At 42.5% G+C, this 26,081-nt stretch carries 19 protein-coding genes; 6 read left to right on the top strand and 13 right to left on the bottom strand.

From position 1 onward, the window contains the following. Positions 1 to 104: 104 nt before the first annotated feature. The 9 genes from AACU32_RS01790 to AACU32_RS01830 form a co-directional block, all read right to left on the bottom strand. Positions 105 to 557: a spore coat protein U domain-containing protein gene (locus AACU32_RS01790; protein WP_096597283.1), complete on the bottom strand. Its 453-nt coding sequence runs from the start codon at positions 555 to 557 to the stop codon at positions 105 to 107. Positions 558 to 567: 10 nt separating this feature from the next. Then, complete coding sequence (locus tag AACU32_RS01795; RefSeq protein WP_339377419.1) at positions 568 to 2,835, bottom strand: fimbria/pilus outer membrane usher protein; 2,268 nt, start codon at positions 2,833 to 2,835, stop codon at positions 568 to 570. Positions 2,836 to 2,933: 98 nt separating this feature from the next. Continuing rightward, positions 2,934 to 3,710 (bottom strand): fimbrial biogenesis chaperone, encoded by a 777-nt coding sequence (locus AACU32_RS01800; RefSeq protein ID WP_096597287.1) that lies wholly within the window; start codon positions 3,708 to 3,710, stop codon positions 2,934 to 2,936. A gap of 163 nt (positions 3,711 to 3,873) precedes the next feature. Further along, positions 3,874 to 4,404, bottom strand: coding sequence for a Csu type fimbrial protein (locus AACU32_RS01805; RefSeq protein ID WP_096597289.1), 531 nt, complete (start codon positions 4,402 to 4,404; stop codon positions 3,874 to 3,876). 1,343 nt (positions 4,405 to 5,747) lie between these two features. Further along, positions 5,748 to 6,857 (bottom strand): glutamate 5-kinase, encoded by a 1,110-nt coding sequence (proB, locus tag AACU32_RS01810; RefSeq protein WP_096597291.1) that lies wholly within the window; start codon positions 6,855 to 6,857, stop codon positions 5,748 to 5,750. A gap of 289 nt (positions 6,858 to 7,146) precedes the next feature. Continuing rightward, positions 7,147 to 7,689, bottom strand: coding sequence for a YqeG family HAD IIIA-type phosphatase (locus AACU32_RS01815; RefSeq protein ID WP_096597293.1), 543 nt, complete (start codon positions 7,687 to 7,689; stop codon positions 7,147 to 7,149). Between the two features lie 458 nt (positions 7,690 to 8,147). Next, positions 8,148 to 8,723: a DUF3727 domain-containing protein gene (locus AACU32_RS01820; protein WP_096597295.1), complete on the bottom strand. Its 576-nt coding sequence runs from the start codon at positions 8,721 to 8,723 to the stop codon at positions 8,148 to 8,150. A 141-nt stretch (positions 8,724 to 8,864) separates the two neighbouring features. Then, positions 8,865 to 9,341 (bottom strand): Holliday junction resolvase RuvX, encoded by a 477-nt coding sequence (gene ruvX / locus AACU32_RS01825; RefSeq protein ID WP_096597297.1) that lies wholly within the window; start codon positions 9,339 to 9,341, stop codon positions 8,865 to 8,867. A 1-nt stretch (position 9,342) separates the two neighbouring features. Then, positions 9,343 to 10,599: a GNAT family N-acetyltransferase gene (locus AACU32_RS01830; RefSeq protein WP_096597299.1), complete on the bottom strand. Its 1,257-nt coding sequence runs from the start codon at positions 10,597 to 10,599 to the stop codon at positions 9,343 to 9,345. A 447-nt stretch (positions 10,600 to 11,046) separates the two neighbouring features. On the opposite strand from AACU32_RS01830, the gene AACU32_RS01835 reads away from it, so the two are divergent. After that, positions 11,047 to 11,169 (top strand): hypothetical protein, encoded by a 123-nt coding sequence (locus AACU32_RS01835; protein WP_339377421.1) that lies wholly within the window; start codon positions 11,047 to 11,049, stop codon positions 11,167 to 11,169. 35 nt (positions 11,170 to 11,204) lie between these two features. Here AACU32_RS01835 and AACU32_RS01840 read toward each other — a convergent pair whose 3' ends face one another. The 3 genes from AACU32_RS01840 to AACU32_RS01850 form a co-directional block, all read right to left on the bottom strand. After that, on the bottom strand, positions 11,205 to 11,405 hold the full coding sequence (locus tag AACU32_RS01840; RefSeq protein WP_086691285.1) for a hypothetical protein: 201 nt from the start codon (positions 11,403 to 11,405) through the stop codon (positions 11,205 to 11,207). 133 nt (positions 11,406 to 11,538) lie between these two features. Further along, the gene (locus tag AACU32_RS01845) at positions 11,539 to 15,282 is read right to left on the bottom strand and encodes a PAS domain S-box protein (RefSeq protein ID WP_096597301.1); all 3,744 of its coding nucleotides are present in this window, start codon (positions 15,280 to 15,282) and stop codon (positions 11,539 to 11,541) included. 371 nt (positions 15,283 to 15,653) lie between these two features. Next, complete coding sequence (locus AACU32_RS01850; RefSeq protein ID WP_096597303.1) at positions 15,654 to 16,061, bottom strand: universal stress protein; 408 nt, start codon at positions 16,059 to 16,061, stop codon at positions 15,654 to 15,656. Between the two features lie 90 nt (positions 16,062 to 16,151). Between AACU32_RS01850 and AACU32_RS01855 the strand changes: the two genes are divergently transcribed. The 3 genes from AACU32_RS01855 (at position 16,152) to psbA (ending at position 21,359) form a co-directional block, all read left to right on the top strand. Continuing rightward, on the top strand, positions 16,152 to 17,354 hold the full coding sequence (locus AACU32_RS01855) for a phosphoglycerate kinase (protein ID WP_096597305.1): 1,203 nt from the start codon (positions 16,152 to 16,154) through the stop codon (positions 17,352 to 17,354). Between the two features lie 592 nt (positions 17,355 to 17,946). Further along, the gene (locus AACU32_RS01860) at positions 17,947 to 19,866 is read left to right on the top strand and encodes a calcium-binding protein (protein ID WP_096597307.1); all 1,920 of its coding nucleotides are present in this window, start codon (positions 17,947 to 17,949) and stop codon (positions 19,864 to 19,866) included. 410 nt (positions 19,867 to 20,276) lie between these two features. Further along, the gene (gene psbA / locus AACU32_RS01865) at positions 20,277 to 21,359 is read left to right on the top strand and encodes a photosystem II q(b) protein (protein WP_096597309.1); all 1,083 of its coding nucleotides are present in this window, start codon (positions 20,277 to 20,279) and stop codon (positions 21,357 to 21,359) included. A gap of 249 nt (positions 21,360 to 21,608) precedes the next feature. On the opposite strand, the gene AACU32_RS01870 is transcribed toward psbA, so the two are convergent. Then, entirely contained in the window at positions 21,609 to 23,219 is a 1,611-nt protein-coding gene (locus tag AACU32_RS01870) for a helix-turn-helix domain-containing protein (RefSeq protein ID WP_096597311.1), read from the bottom strand. 1,642 nt (positions 23,220 to 24,861) lie between these two features. Here AACU32_RS01870 and AACU32_RS01875 point away from each other — a divergent pair. Further along, positions 24,862 to 25,209 (top strand): hypothetical protein, encoded by a 348-nt coding sequence (locus AACU32_RS01875; protein ID WP_096597313.1) that lies wholly within the window; start codon positions 24,862 to 24,864, stop codon positions 25,207 to 25,209. After that, on the top strand, positions 25,206 to 26,051 hold the full coding sequence (coxB, locus tag AACU32_RS01880; protein WP_096597315.1) for a cytochrome c oxidase subunit II: 846 nt from the start codon (positions 25,206 to 25,208) through the stop codon (positions 26,049 to 26,051). Before AACU32_RS01875 ends, coxB begins: the two co-directional genes overlap by 4 nt. The last annotated feature ends 30 nt before the right edge of the window (positions 26,052 to 26,081 follow it).

Consider the following 26,081-nt stretch of genomic DNA (forward strand, 5'->3'; position numbering starts at 1 on the left):
GCGTTTTCACTCCCCCCTCACTCCCAGCGAAACGGGGGGGAAAGAGAAGGAAAAACTTTTAACATTGAGTAGCAAGGTTAATCAGGTTTTTATATGTGAAAAAATTAAAAATTTAATGTAGCAGTGATTGAATCTGTATAATTTCCAACTTTGACATTTTGTCTGGCTGGAATAATGCCATAAATAGTGACAGTACCAGAGAGATTAGTACTTGTATAGTGTTGACTGTTTGTTCCATTTCCCCAAATAAATTGTCCCCCAGGATCTAAATATAAATTATAATTAATTGCATCATTTGTACTGCGTAATTCACGGTAATCATAAGCAGCAGAATTACCTTGACTGAGGTCAATAGTAATTAAACTAGGTGTTGGATTTGCTGAAGAACAATCATAAGTTATGGTGCCAGTAGAAGTGGTAGATGTAGTATTAAAAACATCATAAGCACCAAAAATGACGCTAGTAGAACTAAAAGAACATTGACATAAAGCTGGAGTAATAAATAAAGTGCTAGTTAGAATTGTTCCTATTGCTAATAATAAATTTTTACCATTCATAACTTGCCTCTTATTTTTGGATTAACAAGCATTTTAACTGCCCTAAATTTACTATTGATTGTTCAGACTGAGGAAGATTTATCTGAAAATTACAAGTACCTTGTTCATACTCCACCTTGGCTGTGTAGCTTCCCGGCGAAATATTATCTTCTAAATAAAAATTACCTTCACTACCAATAGGAGATATTACTGGTTTATTGTTTACATTAACAGTTAATTGACCATAAGCTGGAATTTCTGTTTTTCCTGATGATTCTATAGCAATAGTGCCAATAAAACTCTGAATACGTTGAACAGGAAAGCGAACTACAGCCCCTCCTCTTAAAGGAGGAGCAATAACTTGATCGTTAGCGCCAATCTTGTAATTGAGAGGAATATCTTCATCTTGCATTCTAATATTATTGCCATAATATGGGAGTAAGTCTGGGATTAACAAATTCCCGTTTCGGTCAGTCCTTCCCATTTCTTGGTTACTAACATAACCACGTACTCCTTTAACTCCAGGAACTTGTAACAGAGCAAAACTCTGTGTTACAGGCCGGGTAAAGAAAATATTGTTTCCAATGGCGACAATACTCCCAGATGCGTTGAGTGTAGTAGCTTCTCCTCCATTGTTATTGCGATCATAGTTTAATTCATATATACCCACAGGTGCGCGATAGGTGAGACGCGCATTACCTGGAACTTCTGCTTCACTGGGGGTCAACTGAAAACGGTAACCAAAACCCTCCCCAACAGGAGCAGATTTTTGCACAGATAGGGTAGTGCTAGCCTTTTGATCGTTAATTTGTTCACCTAAACTAGCACTAGTGTCACCGAGATAATAATTAAATCCAATAAATATTTCGTTGTTGGTAGATTGTAAATCTTGAGAACTATGACTAGCATTAATAGATAAATTGGCGCGATCGCTCAATTGAATTGTGCTGTAAACAGAAAGGCGATCGCTGTGTCCTCGATCGCGTAAATCAGCAGCAGCATATTGTAAACCTACACTCAGACCCCGTGCTAAATTTGAAGAAACAAAGGCATTGTACTCTAAGTTTGGTCTATCATCTGCCGCTTTGAGACTCAAATTTGCATATTGATCGCTGAATAGACGTACAGAACCTCCAAATCCTACACTTCTACTAGAATAGCTATAGGCTAATGATGCTGCTGTACCTGTATTTCCTGATTCATTACTAGCAGCTAAAGATAATTCAACAGCACCAAAAGGTAATGCAGTTGTTAAAGTAGTACCACCACTGATTAAATCAGAAGACGCTTCCAAACGCCCCCCAATTGTTAGAGAATCAGTTATACCTTGAGTATATCGACCCAAAAAAACAGAGGAACCGTAATTAAAGCTATCAGAATCCAAATTATCTCTGCGAAAACCGAGATTAAAACTATAGTCAGATAGTCCTGGTTTGAGTAGTCCTGTAGAAAAATAAAATGGTGAATTAATTACTTGTTCTTTACCAAAAGCATCACGAATTATTACTTTGGTTGAACCATTACCTACAGGTAGCACTAGATTATTTAATTCAAACTTACCAGGGGGTAAATCTTGTTGGCTGACCCTTTGTCCATTGACTAATACTTCTACTGTAGAAGGAGTAATAACAGCACCAGATAATCCAAATGTTGGTTGACGAATAAAATAGGGATTGAGGTCGAATTGTTTTGATACACTCACACCTCCTAAAAATAGTGAACCTCCTAAATTACCAGAATTAACAAAAGAGTCACCAACCACCCATCGAGTCAAATTTTTAGGATTATTTATCGTAAAATTGGTTAATCCTCTGACAAGACTACCATCTACTTTTCGAGAGAAATTACTATATAATAAATTACCATTGAGGCTGAGACCAGACTCTCCAAAAAATGTATAACTATTTAACTTTGCTTCATCCAAAGGTATATTAAAAGCATAGTTTAGAAAAGCGCTGGTGTCTTGACTGTAAACTATATTTTTTGGTAAACTATTCCCTAGGTTAAGTGAAGTAGTTCCTAGTAATTGAGGTTGGGCGGTTATCCGCAAACTTAAAGATTTTTCGTCAAATTTGTAGGTAATACTAGAATTTAGAGAGCCAAGAGAAACATAAATTTCATTATTAATCGTTTCTTGAACACCAGCAAAATTTTGTAATCCTGCTTTTTCCAGATCCAAACGCCGAATTAGAACATCCTTATCACGTAAAATAACAAAAATTTCCCCTTGGGAAACATCATTCAGCGTTAGTTCTAGTATTGCCTTTTGCTCTTGTACTGCCCATACAGGACAGATCATCAAACTAGATCCAAAAAAAAATATCCAGAACAACAAATTTAATAAATGTCGTCCTTTGAAAAATATTGAACCCATTGTTAAAAATACTGCATAGAAAATTATTTTGTATTTTTACAAGCCCCTTGAGGTATGTCAAGCTTTTCTGTTAAAACTTTTTGTTCCGTTTTTACCTCTATTAATAATGTTTGGGTTTTGTTACAATCCGATTGAGGAATATTGAGTTCATAAGGTTGGGATATACCATTGAGAATATACCAACCATTTCGTTCTTTATTAAATACAGTTTTACCTGTCACATCTGTGCCTTTGACTCTAATATTTTGAGCAATAAAATGAGTGTTACCCGTATTTTTTACCTGAAAAGATAAACGACTTTGATTAATCTTGACATTATCGATTTTGCCATCTATAAATTGTTGATTTGGTTGTAAAAAAATAGGAATTCCCATTTTTGTTAAAATTTTAATTCCTGGGTTATTTATCTTAGGTGTTTTTAGTGGGGGAAGTTCTTCCACAAAAATACGGTAAGTTTTTTCCACTGTACCTACAGGAGTTAAAGTTCCCACACGTATACGGCGTTCTTCCCCAGGATTTAAGGAAAGTAAGCCCGGAAACGCAACTATGTCTTCTGTAGGAGTGAGTTGCATTTCACCTTTAGTATCTTGACTCCAAGCATAAGTTTTTATTTGAAAGCGTAAAGTTTCATCACTGCTATTACGTATAGTGAGAAGTTGATTAGAAACTTGACTAGATAAAGAAACTTTTACAGGACTTACTTGAAAATTGCTCCCCCAAGCTTGTTGTCCGGGAATTAGTCCTAGTCCAGCTAGTAAACCCAAAAATACTAACCCGGCTTTTTTATGAGAAAAAGACATAAATTTAGGTTTGAGAAAATTCGATTTTGGCTGATTAATTTCTGATGGGTGGAATTATCCACCCAACATAAACAATTGATTCTCATAAATAAGAAGACTGAGTGCTAAAGTTAAGAAACAGTGACCCCAATACTGCTCTTACAAGCACTAGAAAAACTTCTGGCTAGAAACTGACAGTCGCCAAAACTGTATCACTGTAACTACCTGCGGGAACATTTTGACCACCAGCGATCGAACCATAAATAGTAATTTGTGCAGCTGTACCTGTACCAGTATGCGCAACACCTGTTCCTGAGGTATTTCCCCAAGCAGTTGAATGGCCTGCATCTGTATACAAACCATAAGACAAGTTGTTTCCACCACCATCACTCATCATACGTAAAGGTGCAGCATCAGTAGAGCCTGTGTCAGCATTGCTACCTTGACCCAAGGTAATAGTCGCAGAAGCACCACTAGTACAAGCTGTTGTGACGCTGCCAGTACCAGTTAAAGCACTGCTGGCATTAGCGCTTACTGGGTCATAAGCGCCAAAGGTGAGAGCAGAAGTAGAAATAGTACAGTTAGCTGTAACTGAAGCTGAAACACCCAAGTTAGAAGTTGCTGAACCAGCCATTGCAGTCATGGGGATAGCAACAGACGCAAAAACTGAACCAGTAACGAGGAGTGCAGAAGCTAGAGTAAAACGACGTACCATAGTAAATGCCTTTGAATTTATTTGAGTGTAATTTTTGTTAGTGATAGTCTGGATTAAAAACTTAATTTTTATCTTGACATTGAAAGCAGATGTAACAAATTAGCCCAAATCTGTACGAATTGGTGCTGATGTTCACTACAAATTCATTCCTAAATTCTTCAATGTCCGACCTTAAAGAAGTATTTTTCTTTAACGGTGGCAAAATCTTGTTTTTCTTGACTGTATTTAAAGTACAAAATTTTAGTTATAAAAATAACAGTAAAAATTCTGTATTTTAAGTGTGGGTTAAATTTTATTGCTCCAGTAACAATACTGTTAATTTTGTATCAAAACATACGTTTTGCGTATAAATGAACCATCACCGAAAAATCAGGAAAAATTAACTACTTATAATTTCATAGTTATATAGTAATACGGTTCAGTTGACATTTTAATCTTCTTAAGATCCCCCCAACCCCCCTTTTCAAGGGGGGCTAATAACCCTCTGTTACCCCCTTTTTAAGGCAGGGCTGATTCATTCGATAATGAGGGGTAATTTGTCAATATCATTGGCGATGTTTTTTTGGTACAGAAGTGAGAGAAAACCTACATTTCAACCCATTAAAATCAAATTTTTGCCCAGAAAATTCGCGTGATCGCCAAACATAACCCTTGACATTATGAGCCTTTGAGGGAACGAAACAGCCCTGCCTTTTTAAGGGGGTCGCCGCAGGCGGGGGGATCTTAACTGAACCGTATTGAGTTATATAGCGGTTTTCGGATCGGTGAGGTACAGTTTTAAATCGCAAAGCCTGTAGGGGTAAGGTTTTCCCGCCCTTGGTTGTATTGCATCCAAGTGAGAATCGCTATAGTAAAAAATTGCACCTTAGTGAAGTATCCCTGAATATCTCTAATAGCTAATACCAATTTGAAAAAAGAATGCGACAGATGGTAGGGGCACGGCACTGACCATTGGTGTCAACTTAAGCTCAAACGCTTATTCCACAGGCATTTTACCCCACCCCTCAATCCCCTCCCCGTTTACGGGGAGGGGAGGTTTTGCGTCAGCAAAGCCGGGGTGGGGTAACGCGGATCTTGATGGTAGGCGATTTAATTCAAAATTACGTCTTGATAAGGGTTTGGCGTTAAGTTGACACGTATGGGCACTGACGTGCCCTCTAGAATATATTGATGTGTCGCAAACATTATTTGAATTGGTATAAATTTTTAGTGCAGTGCTACTATTGGCATAACAAATTCTACATACTGACCACTAACAACAAAGGGCGACGGGGCGCTATCCCTCCCACCTCTTGAAGCAGTCGGTTTCCTGTCGCCTTTGATGAATTATGCGTGAGTTCTTACTAAGTCAAAACTAAATTATCCCGATGAACTACAGTTTCCGCACCGGCGTAGCCCAAAATTTGGGGAATTTCGCGGGAATGACAGCCGCGAATCTTTTGCAGTTCTTCGCTGTTGTAGTTTACTAGTCCTCTGGCAATTTCGTTACCAGTGCGATCGCACAATTGCACGGCTTCTTGAGTATCAAATTCTCCTTCTACTGTTTTAATCCCCGCTGCTAATAATGATTTTCCAGCTTGGGAAATGGCGGCGATCGCACCTGCATCTAAATATAATTTTCCCGCCGGGATTAATCCGTAAGCGATCCAACGTTTGCGCGCTGAGGTTGGTTCTGGTTGCGGTTCAAAGTGTGTACCGATAGATTCCCCGGCGATGATTTTTTCGATGTTGCGGGGATATCGCCCTTGGGTAATCACAGTCCGCACACCAGCTGCGATCGCAATTCTCGCCGCCGAAATTTTTGTCACCATCCCGCCAGTACCCCATTGGGAACCTTGGGAACCTGTTTGTATCTGTAATTGCGCTAATTCTTTAATACTACTGACCAAGGCGATCGGTTGGGCATCGGGTACAGAACGGGGATCGGCTGAGTACAATCTATCAACATCAGTCAGCAAAAATAGCCAATCTGCTTCTACTAAACTCGCAACTAATGCGGAAAGGGTGTCATTATCGCCAAATTTTAGCTCATCCACCGCTACCGTATCGTTTTCATTCACTACCGGAATCACTCCCAATCCCAGCAATTCCCGAAAGGTGTTGTAGATGTTGAGATAGCGGCTGCGCTGTACTAAATCGCTGCGAGTTAACAAAACTTGAGCGATCGGTTGTTGCAGGGTAGTAAATAAATCATCATACACCCGCATTAACCGCCCTTGTCCCACAGCTGCTACTGCTTGTTTGAGAGCGATCGCTTTTGGGCGTTCAGTTAAACCCAACCGCGCACAACCCACTCCCACCGCACCAGAAGACACCAAAATCACTCGATGTCCTTGGCGTTTTAAATCAGACAGCGTTTCCGCCAAGGTAGCAATAGTGGACAGTGCTAATTGTCCGGTTTCTGGTTGAGTCAGACTAGAAGTACCGATTTTGACGACGATTGTTTTAGTCATTAGTCATTAGTCATTGGTCATTAGTCATTAGTCATTAGTCATTAGTCGTTGGTGATTGGTGATTGGTCATGGAACAACTGACAACTGACAACTGACAACTGACTAAAAAAATTGTAAAGCGCCAGGTCTTCTATAAGTGAAGGCTGACGCTTTACAGTTTTATATTTATTTATTATCGGCTAGGGTCTTTTTTAGCTGACCCCATCTTATTGATATTTATGATCCCAGATTTTTTTCATTGCGAAACATTCCTTAATTATTTTTTTAGATTTACTTTCCTGACTTAATATCAATCTTTGTTAATCTTTGTGTACTTGGGGGTGATGGAGGCTCCCAAGGCTTCTGATACCCAGACTTCAAAGTTTCTGATCGGATGATTTCGCAGCAACTCTACATCTGGGTGAATCATCGGTTCAACTAAGATGGTAAACATTCCCAAGCGATTACCGGCTAAGACATCGGTAAACAAGCGATCGCCTACCATCCCCACTTGATGAACTGGTAAATTCATCGCCCTCAGTGCGGCTCTAATTTTGCGTCGTGAAGGTTTGGCGGCACCGAGGTAATAAGGTAAGTTAAGAGAGCGGGCAATACCACCAATCCGCATTTCACTCAGGTTATTGCTCACCAACCAAAGTTCGGTACAGGCGCGGATTTGTTCTACCCACTGTCGTAATTCAACGGAAACGGCTCCTACTTTGATTGGTACTAAAGTTTCATCCACATCCAGCACCAATCCCTTCAATCCATATTGCTGGATAATTTCTGGTGTCAGGTTTAAAATTGAACCTGACAAAATTAAGTCAGGCTGCAAGAGGTTATTCCAAGTCATATTTAAGAATCAATGGATGTGGGAATTGCTTTGTAAATTTTGACAACAAACATTTAGTATTTTGTTATTTCTAACAAAGCACAGATGTGCTATGATGATCTTCCAAAAAATCCAAATGCCTATTTTTTAGGATAAAGCTTTGCTGGTGAACTTGCCAACCGAGTGCCCTTGGGCAAAATTCAACTAAAGGCCCTCAGTCTCAAGTCGGAGATTACGCCACCCATAAAGGATGCGCTCATGTCGCTCGATAGATTTTACCAGATGTGGGACGGCGATTCAAACGCACAACGACGCTGCTCCCCATGCCTAAATGTGGCGCAACGTCATGGATTATCGGTCAATTTATATAGGGAGCCAAAATAGTTTCCTTAATTTTTGCAAAAAAGGAAAATTTTTCGCAATTCTCATTCAAGAATCCGAATTAAAACTTGAGAAAGGTTACATTTGAATTTTTAATGTTATTCAACTTCATTAAAAAGATGTTCTTCTAACAATGGTTGTACCTTGCGAAATTCCTCTGGTGAAAGTAGTTCTGGCTTACCTGTTTTGGTTATGCGAGCGAAAAACAGCAGGGGATCGAGGGGTGTATAAATTGCATATTCCTGTTCTTCTTCATAGAAGCTAGCTAGTAGCTGTAATTGCTCTGGCTCTAAATCTTCTGCTTCATCATCTTCGATTTCTAAGGTGAAGAGTTCCGATTCTTCAACAGGAGGTAAATCACCGGCAACTGTCAGCGCATAAGCAGTATTCTTTAAGAGCAGATTCTGCTCAGATAAGACAGCTTGGGCGTTAGCAAAAATTTTTTCAATAGTGAGATCATCTTCTACAAGAACAGCTTCTTCTTCTTCGTCTTCACCTTCCCAAGCAAAAATTTCTACAGGTGAATCAACAGGTAGAAGTAAAACATATTCTTGTCCATCTACTGAGAGAGAATGTTCGATATAACAATCGAGGCTGCGCCCTTTGTCGTCAGTTAAACTGATGGAGCCAGCGTGAGCGCTATCATTGTCGTCTGGAAATTGTGAGGAAAACATAGCCGAGGTATGGGACTTTATAAAGACCAACAAATTGGAAGTTACTCAACTATTTAATGAGACGATCGCGCCTAAATAAATAGGTTGAGATATATATACAACTGCTGGGTAACAGTTTTCAGAATATCATGTTAAAAGGTATCAATACTCAATAGCTGCTGCCGAACTGTGAGATTGAGCGCGCCTTTGATCGAGCCATTGTTGCAAAATTAAAGCTGCTGCTTTCCGGTCAATCAAACCTTTGTGGCGTGATGGCGAGCGATTTTCCGCTTTTAGCAGTTGCTCTGCTTGAAATGAAGTTAATCGCTCATCCATGTATTCCATCGGGAGATTTAGAGCTTTAGACAGCCGCTTAGCCAATTTTTGCACTTGATGTGCTTGAAATCCTAAGGAACCATCCATTGAATAAGGTAAGCCAATTACTAGCACCTGCACTTGGCGATCCTGAACTATTTGTCTGAGTTGCTCGACATCGTTGATAAAAGATGTCCGCTCGATGGTAGTGATCCCCGTAGCTATTAAGCCAGTACCATCACAACCTGCTACTCCAATGCGCTTGCGCCCTAAATCTAATCCTAATGCGGAAATCAATGGCTTTGGTTTCTCCTCGGGTGTCACACTACTGCTTTTGCTGTGTATCTGCCCCTTCAGGTGGGCAAGATGGTTCTAGACTAGATTGTTTAGTACCGAAAGCCGTAGGTTCTGATGAAGTGGGTGCAGGTCTATCTGGCGATCGCTGTTGAACTTGTTGTGTCCATGACATACCCCCTGGTATCGGTTTCCGAGCAGGTTGTAGCCCTTGTAAAACTTCAGGCCACTGAATTCCTTCTAAGGAGACAAATTTAGACTCCCGTAACTTGTGCCAAACTGAGCGCGACATGATTAAGGTATGTTCTGTCCGTTTAGCACCAATGCGTTCTAAATACTCTTCTCGCTCTGGCTGATAATCAGAGGAAGCTAGTTGCAAACCTTGGTGGGGAAAATCTTGGACAATGCGCGCTAGTTGGGACAGCAACTCTGGATACAGCCAAGTATAAGCGGGGTGAACTGTCAGCGTTGCTATGTGAGGGGTAAGACCCTTGCGGTCTAATTGCACCTGGAAATGCCCAATAGCTGCTTTGCGTTGGGGTTCAAATACGTAGCCACTGACTACTTCTGTTTTCGTCACCCACTGTTTGACAGCATCGCTGAGAGCGCCAAACAAACTGGTTTTGAAGTCACGGGTGTTGCGATCAAACACCTGACGTACCAAAGGTGGCATTGATGCTGTATCTAGTTGATATAGCAACTGGGCATCAGCATTACTTATGGGTAAGAGGTTTGGCAAGTCTGGCTCTGCTTGCGCCAACTCAGTCAACAATTCGGGTTCTATTTCCCAGTAGGTCATTTCCGCCAGACGCTGAAATCCATTTTGCCGATATAGTGCTAAAGCTTCTAAATCGTTGACATTTACTTCCAGTATCCAAGTACGCGCTTCTACAACCGACTCAAAGCAATGGCGTAACAGTTGGGAACCAGTTACTTGCTTGTCAGTTGCCCGGTCAAGCATGACTTTGTCAACCCGCCAAGTACTGCGAGTGCGGTTAAACGGCGATACTTGAATCGTTCCTAGAAGCATCCGCCCCTGTTCTGCTACATAGGAACAGAATAGGTATTGTAACGGGTTAGGAAACCAACTTAAGAATTTCAAAAAGCCATACCAGCGTCGCAGCCATTGCATCTGGCGTGTGGCAAAACCTGCTCCTTTTGGGGTTTGGGCCGCGAATGACTCTTGAGTTAGGCGTTCCATACCGTCCAGATCCCGGTATTGGACTGGTCGGATAACAACGCTGAGATTTCGAGGGAGTAATGAAGTCATTTTAATTCGAGCCGCCATTAAGCCTTAATTAACTGCTCTTGCTGAGTAAGTGCTGCAATAATAATATTAGCGGCTTATCGCCACTTGCTATTGATCCAAAAGAGTGATCTTGATAACTAAATACTGCATTTAAATAAAAAAAGCAGATTTGATGATAACACCGTTAGCATTAATCAACCAGATCTGCCTTTATTTTAGGTTAATTTAGTTGAAAATTTAGATAATTTACAGCCGTTACATAAGATCTACTCAAAGCTATTCAACCATGCGCTTTTCTATCATAGATAACTGGCTCAAAGGTTAGCTTTGATGCTTATTTCCTCTTTCAACCTGGAAGAGTCGGCTCTATCCAGTCCAGAGGCTAACACGGTCTAACTGACCGCTATATGTGATGAAGTTATGCGAGAAACTTCTTATTTGAGGGGCTACTAACGATCCTCTGTCTATGGAGCCTGCACTTCGCCTATGGCACGTTTATCAAACGCCAGTCTAAGCTGGAAGGTTTATCCTCTGACGGCACGGTTGTTAACCGTTACTAATGCTCATATTCTAGCAGATTTTCCGGAATACATCCTCAAAATTGACTAGCTATGAACACAAATGTGTAGAAATTATGTTACAGTTTACAGCCCTTGCCGAGATGCTAACTTTTCAAAGTGGGCTTGGGTTTGATGCAGTAATTGTTCCCGACTATCTTCTAGGTTTTGCTTCAGGGGTGGAACCAGATTGCGAGCTTGTAAAGTCATGTGTAGCTGGAGGTGGGCAACATACTCGCTAAAATCTTCATTGACTACACTTGTGCCCGTTAAGAGATTTGATTCCATTGCCACTGGTATTCTCCTTTGATTAGTCTTGTGCAGTTTTTTTCACATGACCCAAACTATCATGTTGTTTTGCCCAACTTTTTATTTTGCAATGAAGTGTAATGGTTCTTAGTTTTGGGCATTGGGCAAACACTCAACAGTCAACAGTCAACTGACTAGCCAAATCCGCGATCGCTTGCACTAATTTCTCTAATTCAATGGGTTTAGAGATATGGTGTTGGAAGCCGGCTGCTAGAGCTCGTTGCTGATCTTCAATTCTGGCGTAGGCTGTGAGGGCGATCGCGGGAATTTTTCCTCCTTGTTCCGGAGGAAGAGAACGAATCTGTTGGATCAGGGCATAGCCATCAACATTGGGCATTCCAATATCGCTGACTATGATATCGGGTTGAAAGGTTTCTAGGGCGGCTAAAACTTCGGCAGCGGCGGCTACAGTTAGAACTTCTGCGCCGGATTGAGTTAGTAAGGTTGTGAATAATTCCCGGGTATCAGGTTCATCATCAACACTCAGGACTCGAATCCCCGTCAAATCTGCTTTTTGCTCTGGTAATTCATGAGGCTGACTCTTCTTTGGTGCGGTATCCAGTAAGGGTAATTGCACTGTAAATGTCGCGCCCTGTCCCTCACCGGGACTATGAGCCAAGATGGTTCCCCCGTGGGCTTCAACTAGAGACCGGACGATCGCTAATCCCAACCCCAGCCCACCATACTTACGTGTGGTGGAAGCATCTTCTTGGCGAAATGACTCAAAGATATGGGGCAGAAATTCGGGATTGATGCCTTTACCTGTATCGCTGACTGTAATTTTTGCAGAGTTACCGACTTGTTCCAGACGAATGTCTACCCGTCCATTGTTGGGGGTAAATTTGATGGCGTTAGATAGCAGGTTCCAAACAATTTGCTGGAGTCTCGCTGCATCACCCGATACCTGCCCAACTGGGGATAACACTGGATGCAACCGAATTGATTTGGCAACAGCTGCGGTGCGCATAATGTCAATCGCGGCTTCGATCGCGAATGCTAGATTTACGGGATCTGCATTCATGGTGAGTTTACCACGGAGAATTTTGGCAACATCCAACAAATCATCAATGAGTTGGGTTTGCAGCTTGGCGTTGCGTTCAATGCTGGCTAGGGCTTCTTGGGTTTTGGTTTCATCTAATTTGCGAGTTTGCAGGAGCGTTGCCCAACCCAAAATTGGGTTCAGGGGCGATCGCAATTCGTGAGATAAAATTGCTAAAAACTCATCTTTAATTCTGTTGGCGCGTTCGGCTTGGGCCCTAGCGGTTTGCTCTAGTTGTAATAAGCGATCGCGTTCTATTTCTAGTTGTTTTTGGGCTTCAATATCTGTTGCTGTGCCAAACCATTTGATAATTTCGCCTTGCTCATTCTTTGGCCCAATTGCTTGATGTAGATGCCAGCGATATACCCCATCTGCCCGCCGCATCCGACCTTCCGCTTGATAGGAGGTACTATTGTTTACAGACTCAGCCCATTTTTGCGCCATGACAGCTACATCTTCTGGATGAATAACTTGTTCCCATCCGCTAGTACGGGCTTGTTCTAGGGTTAAGCCTGTAAACTCCGACCAGCGTTGATTGACATCCAGTAACGCTCCTTGGGCGTTGGCTGTCCAAACCAATTGGGGAATTAATTCTGCTAAACAGCGATAGCGTTCTTCGCTTTGGCGTAATGCTTGCTCTGATTGTTTGCGATCGGTGACATCGGTGAGGGTGCCAATGTAGCCAACCACATTGCCATTAGAGTCGATTTCTGGAAGTGCCTGACAGATGAACCAGATCACCTGACCATCTGGGCGCGTCCACCGACCTTCTTGCTGATAAGGCCCTTGTTCCTTGGCGTTCGCACACCATTCCAACCATGCTTGGGACAGACGATCGCGGTCATCGGGATGCAGGGTTTGCACCCATCCCATGCCTAATGCTGCCTCTGGGGGTTGGTCTGTCATTTCGCACCAACGACGATTGACATAGGTGCAGTTGCTGGCTGTATCGTATCTAAATATGGCAGTGGGAGAGGCTTCTGCTAGGGTGGTAAATTGACGTTCACGCTCCTGTAAGGCAAGTTCAGCTTGTTTGCGATCGGTAATCTCTTCGCAGACAGTGCTGATGCCGATAATGCGATCATCGCCATCCTTGAGAGGTAAAAAGTGTTCTAACCAGATGCGTGGCTTACCTGGCTGGGCTGGGGTTTCTCCCCGGATTTCCACATTCAGCTTGGGTTGTCCCGTTTTGAGAATCGGCAGCAGAATCTCCTCAGCATCATCAGCCAGTCCCGGTAGCAACTCACGTAGCGTGCGACCAATATGGGCTTCAATCGCCAACCCATTCATTTCTGCTAGTCGCTGGTTAACTCGTACAAACCGCAGATCAGTATCTAAGACATTTAAACCTATGGGGGCTGTCTGATAAATGGCTTCAATTTCTGCTAATTGCTGTTGCAGTATTGCCCGATTTTCTTGGAGTTCGATTTCGATTTGTTTGCTCCTGCTAATGTCTTCGGCAATACCTGTAAACCGATAAATCTCGCCTGCTTCATTTCGGAGCGGAAAGCAGCGATCGCGCACCCAGCGCAGGCTATTATCGGGTAAAACAATCCGATACTCTTGATCAAATTCACCTGCGGCAGCTTTTTCCTGAAATGCTTGGTGGGTTGATTCCCGATCCTCTGGATGAATATAATTGACCCAGTTTTGTTGGTCTGCATACAATTTCTGGGGGTCGAGTCCCCACAGTCGTTTGTAGGCAGGACTGACGTAGCTGACTCGGTTTTCGGGAACCTCTCTGATCCAGAACACCGCATTAGTATTTTCTGCCAGTTGGCGGAAACGTTCTTCACTATCTCTTAGCTCTATTTCTACCTGTCGGCGTTCTTTGAGTTCATCCTGTGCCTGTTGATAAAGTTCTGCCTGCCGCAACGAGATACTCAAGTGGATTACCATTTCTTTGAGCAAGTCAATCTCCAAGGGCTGCCACAATCTAGGGGAAGCACAGTGATGAACAATTAGCAATCCCCAAAACTTGTCGTCGTGTATAATTGGCACGACCAGATTCGCTTTCACTTGAAACTGAGCCAACAATTCAGCGTAGCATGGGTCAATGCTGCCATCATGAATATCAGATATTGAGCTTACCCAATAGCGTTTGAGATCATTCTCGACAAAGGCGCTATCGGAGGTTACAGATTCCGATTGAATGCACGCGGGGTAGTTTTTGGCAAGGCAGGGATCGTGGATAGTGGACGAGAGAAGCGATCGCCATGTTGCCCCTACTGATTCTGCTACTACCTTGGCATTACCATCAAGTTTTTTCCGCAAAACCAGAACGCGATCGGTCTGAAGAAATTGCCGCACCTCGGCTACAGTTGTCTGAAGAATTTCATCCAGATTCAGCGATTTGTAAATTTGCTGGGTAATCTTTGAAACCAGGCGCTCTCGGTCAATCCGCTGTTGCAGTTGGGTGCGTAACTCCACTGTTTCAATTGCCCCATTTATTGCCAGTTGCAACCGTTCTGGGGTAATCTGCTCCTTAACTAGATAATCTTGTGCCCCCGCTTTCATCGCCTGGACGGCGATCGCTTCATTGCCCTCTCCCGTTACCATAATTACTGGTAAACAAGACTTTTGTGTAGAAGATTGTAAGCGGTTGAGAAATTCTAGCCCATTTAGGTCAGGTAAACGATAGTCAAGTAACACAACATCCGGTTGGTGTTTTGCCCATAGCTCTAACCCTTGTTGCCCCAGCGTTGCCTCTAAAATATTGTAGGCATATTCGCGATCGCGCTTTAAATAGCGCTGATAAAGTTCCCGGTCTTCTGGGGAGTCATCAACAATTAACAGGGTGCGCCCGGTTTGACACATGATTAATCATCCAGATAAGCAGGAAGCTTGGATACTTCAGACCAGTAGTCTAGCAGCGTTTGCAGATCTGATTGAAGAAAAATTGCTTGGCTTAATAATCTATTAACTCTTTATTTGTAGCAGTTTTCGATATCTATCGGGCTGTTGCCAGTAATAAAAACCACAACTGGTATATTTTTCAGCTTACCATCCTGTTTAATCCGCTGCAACACATACTAGATGCAGGGCATAGGACATGGGGGAGTGTGGGGAGTATGGGGAGTATGGGAAGTTTTCTTCCTCATCTCCCCTATCCCCCCATCTCCTCCATCTCTTCCTAATGCCCAATACCCCATACTTCGGCTTTGCTCAGTACAAGTGCCCCAGGCCCATTAAGGCACAATCAAAACTGGACAAGGTGAAAGATTAATCACGCGGGTGGTGACGCTATCAGTTGCACCTTCTTCAGTTAAGCCTAAACCACGACAACCCATAATAATTAAATCTGCGCCAATCTCGTCAGCCACATCACAAATGGTAAAAGCTGGTTTACCCTGGCGTTCCAATATTTCGGCTTTAATTCCTTGTTGAGAAAATAAAGTTTGGGCACTTTCGAGTAATTTGGCAACTACTTCAGGTGACACCATTGGATCGGCGCTGGGCGAGTCTGCGGGCGGTTCTTCCACGACGGATAGCAATACCAAACGAGTACCATACTTTTGCACGACGTTGGTAACCACGTCAGCCGCTTCTCTGGCTTCGCGACTTTGATCGATGGGAAATAAAACTGTCTTGAACATCTCTCTCACCTCCGTACCCCTGACTCCTGTAAAATCTGGATGGTTCTACTTTCAAAACAATAACAAAAAGGCGATCGGGAGGGTCTGGCTGTGTCCAAAAAAACTTTAGCAAATTTATCTGCGACAGATGTATCTGGTAAACGTGCCTTAGTACGGGTGGATTTTAATGTGCCTGTGGATGACCAAGGCAACATCACAGACGATACTCGGATTCGTGCCGCTTTGCCAACTATCCAAGATTTAACGCAGAAGGGAGCTAAGGTAATTCTAGCAAGCCATTTTGGTCGTCCTAAGGGTGTGGATGACAAATTGCGTTTGACTCCTGTTGCTAAGCGTCTGTCTGAATTACTGGGTCAAGAAGTTATTAAGACTGATGACTCTATCGGTGATGAAGTTGCTGCCAAAGTTGGGGCTTTACAAAACGGCCAAGTGCTGCTGTTAGAAAATGTCCGCTTCTATAAAGAAGAGGAAAACAATGACCCAGAATTTGCGCAAAAATTGGCAGCCAATGCTGATTTTTATGTCAATGATGCTTTTGGGACTGCACACCGCGCCCATGCTTCTACTGAAGGTGTAACTAAATACCTCAGCCCCTCTGTGGCTGGATATTTGGTGGAAAAGGAATTGCAATATCTGCAAAATGCGATTGAAAATCCCCAACGTCCTTTAGCAGCGATTATTGGCGGTTCCAAGGTTTCTAGTAAGATTGGCGTAATTGAAACACTGCTGGAGAAGTGCGACAAGCTAATCATCGGCGGTGGGATGATTTTCACCTTCTACAAAGCCCGTGGTTTGAGTGTTGGTAAATCTTTAGTTGAAGAAGACAAGCTAGAACTAGCAAAATCTTTAGAAGCCAAAGCTAAAGAACGCGGCGTAGCTTTACTTTTACCCACAGATGTGGTATTGGCAGATAATTTTGCTCCTGATGCCAATTCTCAAACCGTGAGCATTGAGAACATCCCTGATGGTTGGATGGGTTTAGATATTGGCCCAGACTCAGTCAAAGTATTCCAAGCAGCTCTTGCAGATTGCAAGTCTGTAATTTGGAATGGCCCAATGGGTGTGTTTGAGTTTGATAAATTTGCCGTAGGTACAGAAGCGATCGCTCGTACTTTAGCGGAAATTGGTAAAACTGGTGCTACCACTATTATCGGCGGTGGCGACTCTGTAGCAGCTGTAGAAAAGGTTGGTTTAGCCGATCAAATGAGCCATATCTCCACTGGCGGTGGCGCTAGCTTGGAGTTACTCGAAGGTAAAGTATTACCGGGAATTGCGGCTTTAGATGATGCTTAAATCATCAGCTTTTTAGCTTTTCCCTTTCTGAAGAAGGGGGAACGCTAACTTACAACTATTAGCGCAGTCAGTTTCCCATTAACAACCTGAAACCTTCTTGGCTTTCAGGTTGTTATTTTTTTCAGGGTAAAAGATCAGCATGGTTTAGCAAATAAGCTGATGTGCAGCTAAATTATATAAGTCAAAAACGCAAAATAATTGTAGTGCGTGCCGGAAAGCCCGCGTCTTATATACAAATTAGATGCGTCGCAGCTTATTATTCACCTTAAATTTCCTTACTTAACCTTAACTCGGCTTTTGCTAGCTAAATTTTAGGGAATAAAAGTCCTTAAATTATCCACATTTACCTTTTTGTATTTACAGGGGAACCTAATAATAACTAATGCACAAAGGAGATGCAACGCCAGCAAGAGAATTGATGACTAGACATGATGTTTCCCAGGCATCAATATCAGGTATCACACCAGAGAAAGATCATCTTTTCACTTCTTTGCATAAATTTCTCAAATTACCTCTATCAAACAAACACAGGGTCAAAGCGAAGATTGACTCCTGTAAAAATTACAACATTACAATCTATTGAGCAACTCACATGGCTACTAAAAACGGTACTAATTACAACGATAACGGCACAACTCAAAACAATGTCTACTACCCCATCCTCACCGGCACTGATGGTGATGATAATATCTATGGATTAGCAGGCAATGACATTATAAATGGTGGGGCTGGCAACGATAACCTCTCTGGCGATGCTGGTAATGACCTGTTACGCGGTGGCGACGGTAACGACTACCTATCTGGTGGTTACGGCAACGATACCTTAATAGGCGATCGCGGTGCAGACAGGTTCCTGGGTGGAGCAGGTAACGACTTGCTGATTTGGAACAATGGTGACGGTAGTGACAGAATCAGCGGCGAGACTGGCTATGACACTGTACAGGTCAATGGTGCGCCCGTAGGAGATAACTTCCGTTTGCAACGGGATGCCCAAGGCAAAGCCATCTTCGACCGACTGAACCTAGTGCCCTTCACTTTAACTGTAGACACTGCTGAGAAGTTCGAGATCAATGGTCAAGGCGGCGATGACATCTTGGATGTTAATAACCTTGTAGGGACTGGTGTAACTTTAGTACAGTTCACAGGCGGTGCAGGTAATGACACACTCGATGGCAGCGATAGCAGTACTCAGCTCTATGGTAATGGTGATGCAGGCGATGATGTGCTGACTGGTAGCAGTGCTAGTGACACCCTCAATGGTGGCGATGGTAATGACTTAGTTCAAGGTGAAAAAGGCAACGACACCATGATTGGTGGTGCGGGCAATGACACCCTGGCTTGGGATGATGGCGATGGAAGCGATCGCATTAGCGGCAATGCTGGCATTGATACAATTGATGTCGATGGCTCAGTGGCTCAAGGAGACAAGTTTGTTCTCGGTCAACAAGGAAACCTGGCAATCTTTGATCGGGTGAACTTAGGACAGTTTAAACTTACCGTAGATACAGCCGAGCAATTTTCTGTCTCTGGCGAAGGTGGTAATGACTCGTTTGATGTCAACAACCTCAGCTACACAGGTGTGAAGTTGGTAAGTTTCTCTGGTGGTGCGGGTAATGACACACTCGACGGCAGCGATAGCAGTACCCAGCTCTATGGTAATGGTGATGCAGGCGATGATGTGCTGACTGGTAGCAGTGCTAGTGACACCCTCAATGGTGGCGATGGTAATGACTTAGTTCAAGGTGAAAAAGGCAACGACACCATGATTGGTGGTGCGGGCAATGACACCCTGGCTTGGGATGATGGCGATGGTAGCGATCGCATTAGCGGCAATGCTGGCATTGATACAATTGATGTCGATGGCTCAGTTGCTCAAGGAGACAAGTTTGTTCTCGGTCAACAAGGAAACCTGGCAATCTTTGATCGGGTGAACTTAGGACAGTTTAAACTCACTGTAGATACTGCCGAGCAATTTTCTGTCTCCGGCGAAGGCGGTAATGACTCGTTTGATGTCAACAACTTAAGCTACACAGGTGTGAACTTGGTAAGTTTCTCTGGTGGTGCGGGCAATGACACTCTCGATGGCAGGGATAGCACTACCAGGTTATATGGCAACGGTGATGCAGGTGATGACCTGCTGATTGGTGGCAGTAGGCATGACACCCTCTATGGTGGTGCCGGCAAAGACACCCTCTACGGTGGCGCTGGCAATGATTATATAGTCGGTGGTTATGGCGCTGACGTACTGTATGGCGATGGTGGCGCAGATAAATTTGCCTTCAACTATGTATCCGAAGGCATTGATATCATCAAAGACTTCCAGACAAACTGGTCTCAACCGAGCTTAGGCGACAAAATCGAGATTAGTAAAGTTGGATTTGGTGCTAGTTCAATTGACCAGTTCAAGTATGACAGTTATTCTGGTGCGTTGTCCTTCCTCGGCACTCAGTTCGCTACTATCGAGAACAAACCTGCTGGTTTTTCAACTAGCACCGACATTGTGCTTGTATAAGTGGGCATTAGGCATTGATTATCATGCCTGGATTGTAAGATTTTCTCCCTAATCGCAGTCATTGAAAAGTCTGAGCGCTGACTTCCGGCGCTCAGACTTTTCGCTGTTTCCTCTGCGGTTAATACCAAACATGAAGATTTTGAGCCTGCCTACCCTTCGCTAACGCCTTGGCGGTTCGCAGGCTGTGTTCGTTGAGCTGTCTGCCTAAAGGCTTTTGAGGTTGAAAAACACGCCCTCATCTCCTCTTGCGGCGTCAAAATTTTGTCTCTTAAATAAGTAAAACTAATTAAATGTATAACTTTTACAAAAGTTAAAACACTTGATTAACTTTTGTAAAGCAGTGTAAAGTACTGTTACAGGCAAAGACAAACACGCCTAATACATACATAACCAAACGCATTCATAAAACAATGACAGCAACTCTACAACAGCGCTCTAGCGCTAACGTATGGGATCGCTTCTGCGAATGGATCACCAGCACCAACAACCGTCTATACATCGGTTGGTTCGGAGTCCTGATGATTCCTACCCTCCTCGCCGCCACCGCTTGCTTCGTGATCGCCTTCATCGCTGCACCGCCAGTAGACATCGATGGTATCCGCGAACCAGTTGCAGGTTCTTTACTTTACGGCAACAACATCATCTCTGGTGCAGTTGTTCCTTCTTCTAACGCTATCGGTTTACACTTCTACCCCATTTGGGAAGCTGCTTCCTTAGATGAGTGGTTGTACAACGGTGGTCCTTACCAATTGGTAATTTTCCACTTCTTAACCGGCGTATTCTGCTACCTCGGTCGTGAGTGGGAATTGTCTTACCGCCTAGGTATGCGCCCTTGGATCTGCTTAGCATTCTCTGCACCAGTAGCAGCAGCTACCGCAGTATTCTTGGTATACCCCATCGGTCAAGGTTCATTCTCTGATGGTATGCCTTTGGGTATCTCTGGAACCTTCAACTTCATGATTGTGTTCCAAGCTGAACATAACATCCTCATGCACCCCTTCCACATGTTAGGTGTGGCTGGTGTATTCGGCGGTTCCTTGTTCTCCGCAATGCACGGTTCTTTGGTAACTTCTTCCTTAGTTCGTGAAACCACCGAGAACGAATCACAAAACTACGGTTACAAGTTCGGTCAAGAAGAAGAAACCTACAACATCGTTGCGGCACACGGTTACTTCGGTCGCTTGATTTTCCAATACGCTTCTTTTAACAACAGCCGTTCACTGCACTTCTTCTTGGCTGCATGGCCTGTAGTCGGTATCTGGTTTACCGCACTGGGTGTCAGCACAATGGCGTTCAACTTGAACGGTTTCAACTTCAATCAATCTGTGATTGATTCCACCGGTCGTGTAGTTAACACATGGGCTGACATCATCAACCGCGCTAACTTGGGTATGGAAGTAATGCACGAGCGTAACGCTCACAACTTCCCTCTAGACTTGGCTGCTGGTGAAGTTGCTCCTGTTGCTTTAACCGCTCCTGCTATCAACGGTTAATCTGTAACAGATAAGAATAATAGCTTCTCTGTGAATAATCAGCGCTCTCCCAATTGGGAGGGCGCTTTTTAGTTTTTATCTGATTAAAAGAGCTTTAAAAACTCAAACAATTTTAGATGAAAATTTCCTCAATCAAAATCTAATAGGACTTAAGCACTCATGACGAAAAAGTAAGCCTTTGCGATTACTTCGCTGCGCTCGTAATGACGTAAAGTCGTAGTCCGTGCGTAAGTCCTGTCTAAAAAGCAGTTAGCGTTGGAAAGATGTCAAACCTAATGCTTTTCGCAATAGTATCTGGTCTTCTAACTTAGCTTGAAAACGCCCATTTTCAATATCACGAATCCAACTCTGACTTTTACCCGTTAGCTGTGCCAAGTCTCTTTGGCTCAACCCTAGTCTTTTTCTGGCCTCAAGAATATATTCAGTAGAAAGAGTTATTTGCTGTTTTAACTTAGTTTTACTCTTAGTAGTTCGGGGTTTATTCTTCTTAGACTTCGTCAGTTGTTTTTTCCATTCTGGTGGCATTTCAAAATATAAGATGCGCGCATTCATTAATCGATTCCACTTCCCACGAGGAGCTGCATCGGTTAATCGGGTACTGCTACTACCATCATCGATCCAAAATTCTAACGCTGCTTCTGCATCTTCGGGAATATCAACCAATTTAGCCCATAAAGGTTGAATTTCTAAGGGATAGGTAACTGGATCAAATATAGGTTTGAGTCCATAATGATTGAGTACCTCTAAATCACTTTCAAAGATTTTTAACAGACGTTGGCGATTCTCCGGTTGCAAAGATACTTGACTAAGTTTTTGCTCGCCGTAAGCAACTTTCATCAAGGTGGGGATTGTCACGCGCTGTTCTTTACCCATTTTGGTTTTAAATAATAACCACAGCATCATCCGCGCTGCACCTTCATGCTGCTGCCAAATGCTCATGACTGTATTCAGTAAGGCTTTGGGTAAAGTACCATATTGATAGAAAGCAGTACGTTCTTTGCAAGCTTGGCGATTGAGAAAATACTGCGCCCACTCACCTGCTTTAATTTTGAAAGTCAACCCAACCAGATGTTTACATCCTAGCTCGTCTTCTTGAAAGTGGTGCTGCATCTCTAATAAATGCCACAAACGGCTGTTTTCCAGGCAAACCCCCTGAATCTTTCCTTTTGGGGGTAAATTAATAGAGGCTATCAGTTTGCATGGTTGTTCAACAAGTTCTTTAATCAGAGCCAGTTTGGTAGTTTTGCTTAAATCTTTGCGCTTGTCCAGCCCTAGATAGTCTTCAATTTGCCGATCATTGATGATGAACTCCTCTGCCCAAGGCTGATCTAGGGTAGTAGCATAAGCAGCATAAATCAAGTGCATACAGGCAGATCTCAGATCAAATGTCTCGATCGCAGAGACAGCCTTTGCACCTTTAAGGGCTACTGGTGGGGTAGAATCAAACGTGTCTGTAATCCGGAAAGCGATCGCACCTTTACCGCCATTAATTTGTCGTTGATAATATAGCTCTCCGGCTGCATCCATTTCCCAAAGCAGAGATTGTCGCTGTGCTAAAACGTTGCATAATTCCCAAATGACAATCGCGGAGGAAAAAGGATGGCTTTTCCCGTCTGTAAACAGCTTCGGACTAGTAACTGTTTTGACATCAACCTTGCATCTACCTTTTTTCGCTTGATAAGGTATGGGTGAATCGACAGGACATGAAAGTACACACTGCGGTGTAAGATAACCTTCACAGTTATTACACAAACTAGGGTCTATCCAGTAGTCACCTTCGATAACTTTGATCGCGTCTTGAGGACACTGAGGAAGGCAATTATCACACTGAATACAGCGCTTAGTAATGGCGTAGGGCATAGTCTTATTAAAAGTGATTTTCCGGTTGAAATGCTAACTAAAGCCGTAGATATCTACGAGCTACAGCTTCTATCGATTCCTCTCGGTGGCAAAGATGCTAAATTTCCTGGATTTTGCTAATACGTGATCGCCACAAAATTTTTATTAATTAAAACTGATTGCTCATCATTCAACATAATTACTAATTCGTAATTCGTAATTCGTAATTAAACTGAGGGTTAGAGTCCCCGACTTCTATAAGTCGTGCCGTTACGGGTGGCGTCTAAATCCCCATCCGTAACGTAATTACGAATTAGTAACTACGAATTACGAATTGTTAATAATTGTTCTGTTCTTCGCATTCCTCTCCCGTAACATTAGTAACTTTTTTAACTAAAAAATTAGGAAATTTTTGTTCATTTTGAACCATTAAATGAATCTTCATATTTCCAAAATACTATTATATAGACTAGTTTCGTCTAAAATTTAGTTACTAATTTTAACATGAGTGCAACAAACTTCTCCCTAATTTCTAGCCGATGTTAGGAGGAGCATAAAATCAAATTTTTAACCATAAAAACATCAGTTTTTTTAAGAATCTGCCAGCAATGGCGAGAGATTTGCACAGCAGTGATTTGCAGACATTAAAATCAAGATAATTTGACATTATTAAATTTAGTTTATAGTTGCTGGTCAAAAATAAGCGGCTACCAAGAAATAAATTATCCGCTGTCTAAGCAGAGGAGCAGATGAGAAAGAATCTGACGATTGTCTTCACTCTCACTCATTGGATAATTTAATTTCTGGAATTACTTATACCAATTTAATGTGAAGTTGCACATATCTCGATCCCCCTAAATCCCCCTAAAAAAGGGGGACTTTGATTCTTTTCCCCCCTTTTTTAAGGGGGGTTAGGGGGGATCGAATTCTATGCAGCTTCATAAAAAATTGGTATTAACTGAGTAGCATTTATTTATAGCCAAGAATAACGTAACTAATAGCTCCCTATTTTGCCTCAGTAGAGCTTGGGATTGAGTACAGAAACACTAGTACCTCTGCCTGTAAGTAAATACTCTTACTCTCATAAAAATACTAGTACCCGACTATGAAAAAATTTTTAAGTGCTTATCCTGTAAGGATTTCAACAGTTGAGTACATTCCTAATTATATGCTATTGGGAGATGAGGTAGCTGATATAACACTGTTGATATACAGGACTGAGGCAAGTGTCATAAATTTCTCTAGCAGTTCTATTTGATATATGAACAAACAAAGGGGACAAAAGGTACAAGGAGGAGAAGGCAAAGAGATATTTGTAATTCCTACATGGATTGCTATAGTTGAAAGTTTCAATCATCAATACTTAAGAAAGTCTTAAGTATTAAGAAATTCTAAAAAATGAAGTCTTGTCTAACCAAGTTTCACCCAAATGACTTTTTTCGTGATATATATCACAAAACCCTAACCTGTATTGAGTTTGCCAATTGCTTAAGTCTAAATATATAAAGCACCAAGAAGAAGGTTAAAGAATAACGTCATATATCAGAGAGGTTATCTGTGATTTGTAAAGATTATTGACATTTAAAACTGGAATTGACCGGATTGAAAATGCAGTACCTATACCGCCGCATCTATAAGGATATGCGGTTTCGCATTAATGTTTATGAAACCTAAAGTCTTGAGAATTACCACAGTATTTTTATTAACCTTAGTAGTGATTTATCCAGCTTTAACGGCAATAATTGTGGTTTGGCAGGAACATCTAAATTTTCTGGCAAGACAACATTTATTGTATGCTCTTAAAGATGGTCAAAAATACATGAATAATGGAGATAATTCCCCTATTTATCTATTATTATGGTTGATAATTTTTGCTCCCATTGGTCTTTGTTTAGCAATTACTTTGCATAATAGCTATGTTGCTTATCGTGCTGCTATCCGGCAAAGAAAAGTCAGAATATTGGAAAGAATGTGGCAGCAAAAAACTTATTCAGAGGAAATTATTTTATGAAACAAATTCCCCTTGGGATCGTAACTTTAATAGCAGGTATCTTAATTACTCTGATTAGCTTGTGGGTGGGACAAAATAATCATCTTCTGCCAGAGCAAGCTTCGGCACAAGCGCCTTTAGTAGATAATTTCTTTAATGTGATGGTAGGCATTGGTACTGCTTTATTTTTAGTAGTACAAGGGGCGATCCTCTTTTCTGTAATTAAGTTTCGCCGTCGTCGCGGAGATAACAGTGATGGAGAACCAATTGAAGGCAGCTTTCCCCTAGAGATTTTGTGGACTATCATCCCCGGAATTATAGTCATCGGACTGGGGATATACAGTGTCGATGTTTACACTGAAATGGGGGGTATGGATGAGATTGCCCATCACGGGATGACCCATGAGTCCATGATGGCAGAAGCAAAATCTAGCCCCATTGGGATTGGTTCTACACCTGCAACCGAAGGTAAAGCACCATCTCTAGTAGTCAACGTTACCGGAATGCAGTATGCGTGGCTATTCAACTATCCCAATAACAGTATCGATACTGGTGAACTGCACGTTCCCATCGGTCAAGATGTACTACTGAACATCTCTGCAAATGATGTGATCCACTCATTTTGGGTTCCTCAGTTCCGGTTGAAGCAAGATGCAATCCCTGGACAAGCCACACAGTTACGATTCACCGCCACCAAAATTGGAACCTACCCCATAGTTTGCGCCGAACTGTGTGGTGGCTATCACGGCAGTATGCGTTCTTCCGTAGTCGTCCATACACAAGAAGATTACGATCGCTGGCTAGAAGAAAACCGTGTAGCCCAACAACCAGAAATTGATCAAACCGTGGCCGTAAATCCTTAGCTAGACGACAAGAAGTGAGAAATACTCTTA

It is taken from the genome of Calothrix sp. NIES-2100, from assembly GCF_963875285.1.
Taxonomy (GTDB): Bacteria; Cyanobacteriota; Cyanobacteriia; order Cyanobacteriales; family Nostocaceae; genus Aulosira.

What these genes read in the sequence shown, in the direction of transcription:
- psbA (WP_096597309.1), top strand. Translation starts at nt 20,277, where the DNA reads ATGACAGCAACTCTACAACAGCGCTCTAGCGCTAACGTATGGGATCGC.
- AACU32_RS01830 (WP_096597299.1), bottom strand. Translation starts at nt 10,599, where the DNA reads ATGGCGGCTCGAATTAAAATGACTTCATTACTCCCTCGAAATCTCAGC.
- coxB (WP_096597315.1), top strand. Translation starts at nt 25,206, where the DNA reads ATGAAACAAATTCCCCTTGGGATCGTAACTTTAATAGCAGGTATCTTA.
- AACU32_RS01875 (WP_096597313.1), top strand. Translation starts at nt 24,862, where the DNA reads ATGAAACCTAAAGTCTTGAGAATTACCACAGTATTTTTATTAACCTTA.
- AACU32_RS01790 (WP_096597283.1), bottom strand. Translation starts at nt 557, where the DNA reads ATGAATGGTAAAAATTTATTATTAGCAATAGGAACAATTCTAACTAGC.
- AACU32_RS01860 (WP_096597307.1), top strand. Translation starts at nt 17,947, where the DNA reads ATGGCTACTAAAAACGGTACTAATTACAACGATAACGGCACAACTCAA.
- proB (WP_096597291.1), bottom strand. Translation starts at nt 6,857, where the DNA reads ATGACTAAAACAATCGTCGTCAAAATCGGTACTTCTAGTCTGACTCAA.
- AACU32_RS01850 (WP_096597303.1), bottom strand. Translation starts at nt 16,061, where the DNA reads ATGTTCAAGACAGTTTTATTTCCCATCGATCAAAGTCGCGAAGCCAGA.
- AACU32_RS01795 (WP_339377419.1), bottom strand. Translation starts at nt 2,835, where the DNA reads ATGATCTGTCCTGTATGGGCAGTACAAGAGCAAAAGGCAATACTAGAA.
- AACU32_RS01805 (WP_096597289.1), bottom strand. Translation starts at nt 4,404, where the DNA reads ATGGTACGTCGTTTTACTCTAGCTTCTGCACTCCTCGTTACTGGTTCA.
- AACU32_RS01870 (WP_096597311.1), bottom strand. Translation starts at nt 23,219, where the DNA reads ATGCCCTACGCCATTACTAAGCGCTGTATTCAGTGTGATAATTGCCTT.
- AACU32_RS01845 (WP_096597301.1), bottom strand. Translation starts at nt 15,282, where the DNA reads ATGTGTCAAACCGGGCGCACCCTGTTAATTGTTGATGACTCCCCAGAA.
- AACU32_RS01840 (WP_086691285.1), bottom strand. Translation starts at nt 11,405, where the DNA reads ATGGAATCAAATCTCTTAACGGGCACAAGTGTAGTCAATGAAGATTTT.
- AACU32_RS01835 (WP_339377421.1), top strand. Translation starts at nt 11,047, where the DNA reads ATGGCACGTTTATCAAACGCCAGTCTAAGCTGGAAGGTTTATCCTCTG.
- AACU32_RS01800 (WP_096597287.1), bottom strand. Translation starts at nt 3,710, where the DNA reads ATGTCTTTTTCTCATAAAAAAGCCGGGTTAGTATTTTTGGGTTTACTA.
- AACU32_RS01820 (WP_096597295.1), bottom strand. Translation starts at nt 8,723, where the DNA reads ATGTTTTCCTCACAATTTCCAGACGACAATGATAGCGCTCACGCTGGC.
- AACU32_RS01815 (WP_096597293.1), bottom strand. Translation starts at nt 7,689, where the DNA reads ATGACTTGGAATAACCTCTTGCAGCCTGACTTAATTTTGTCAGGTTCA.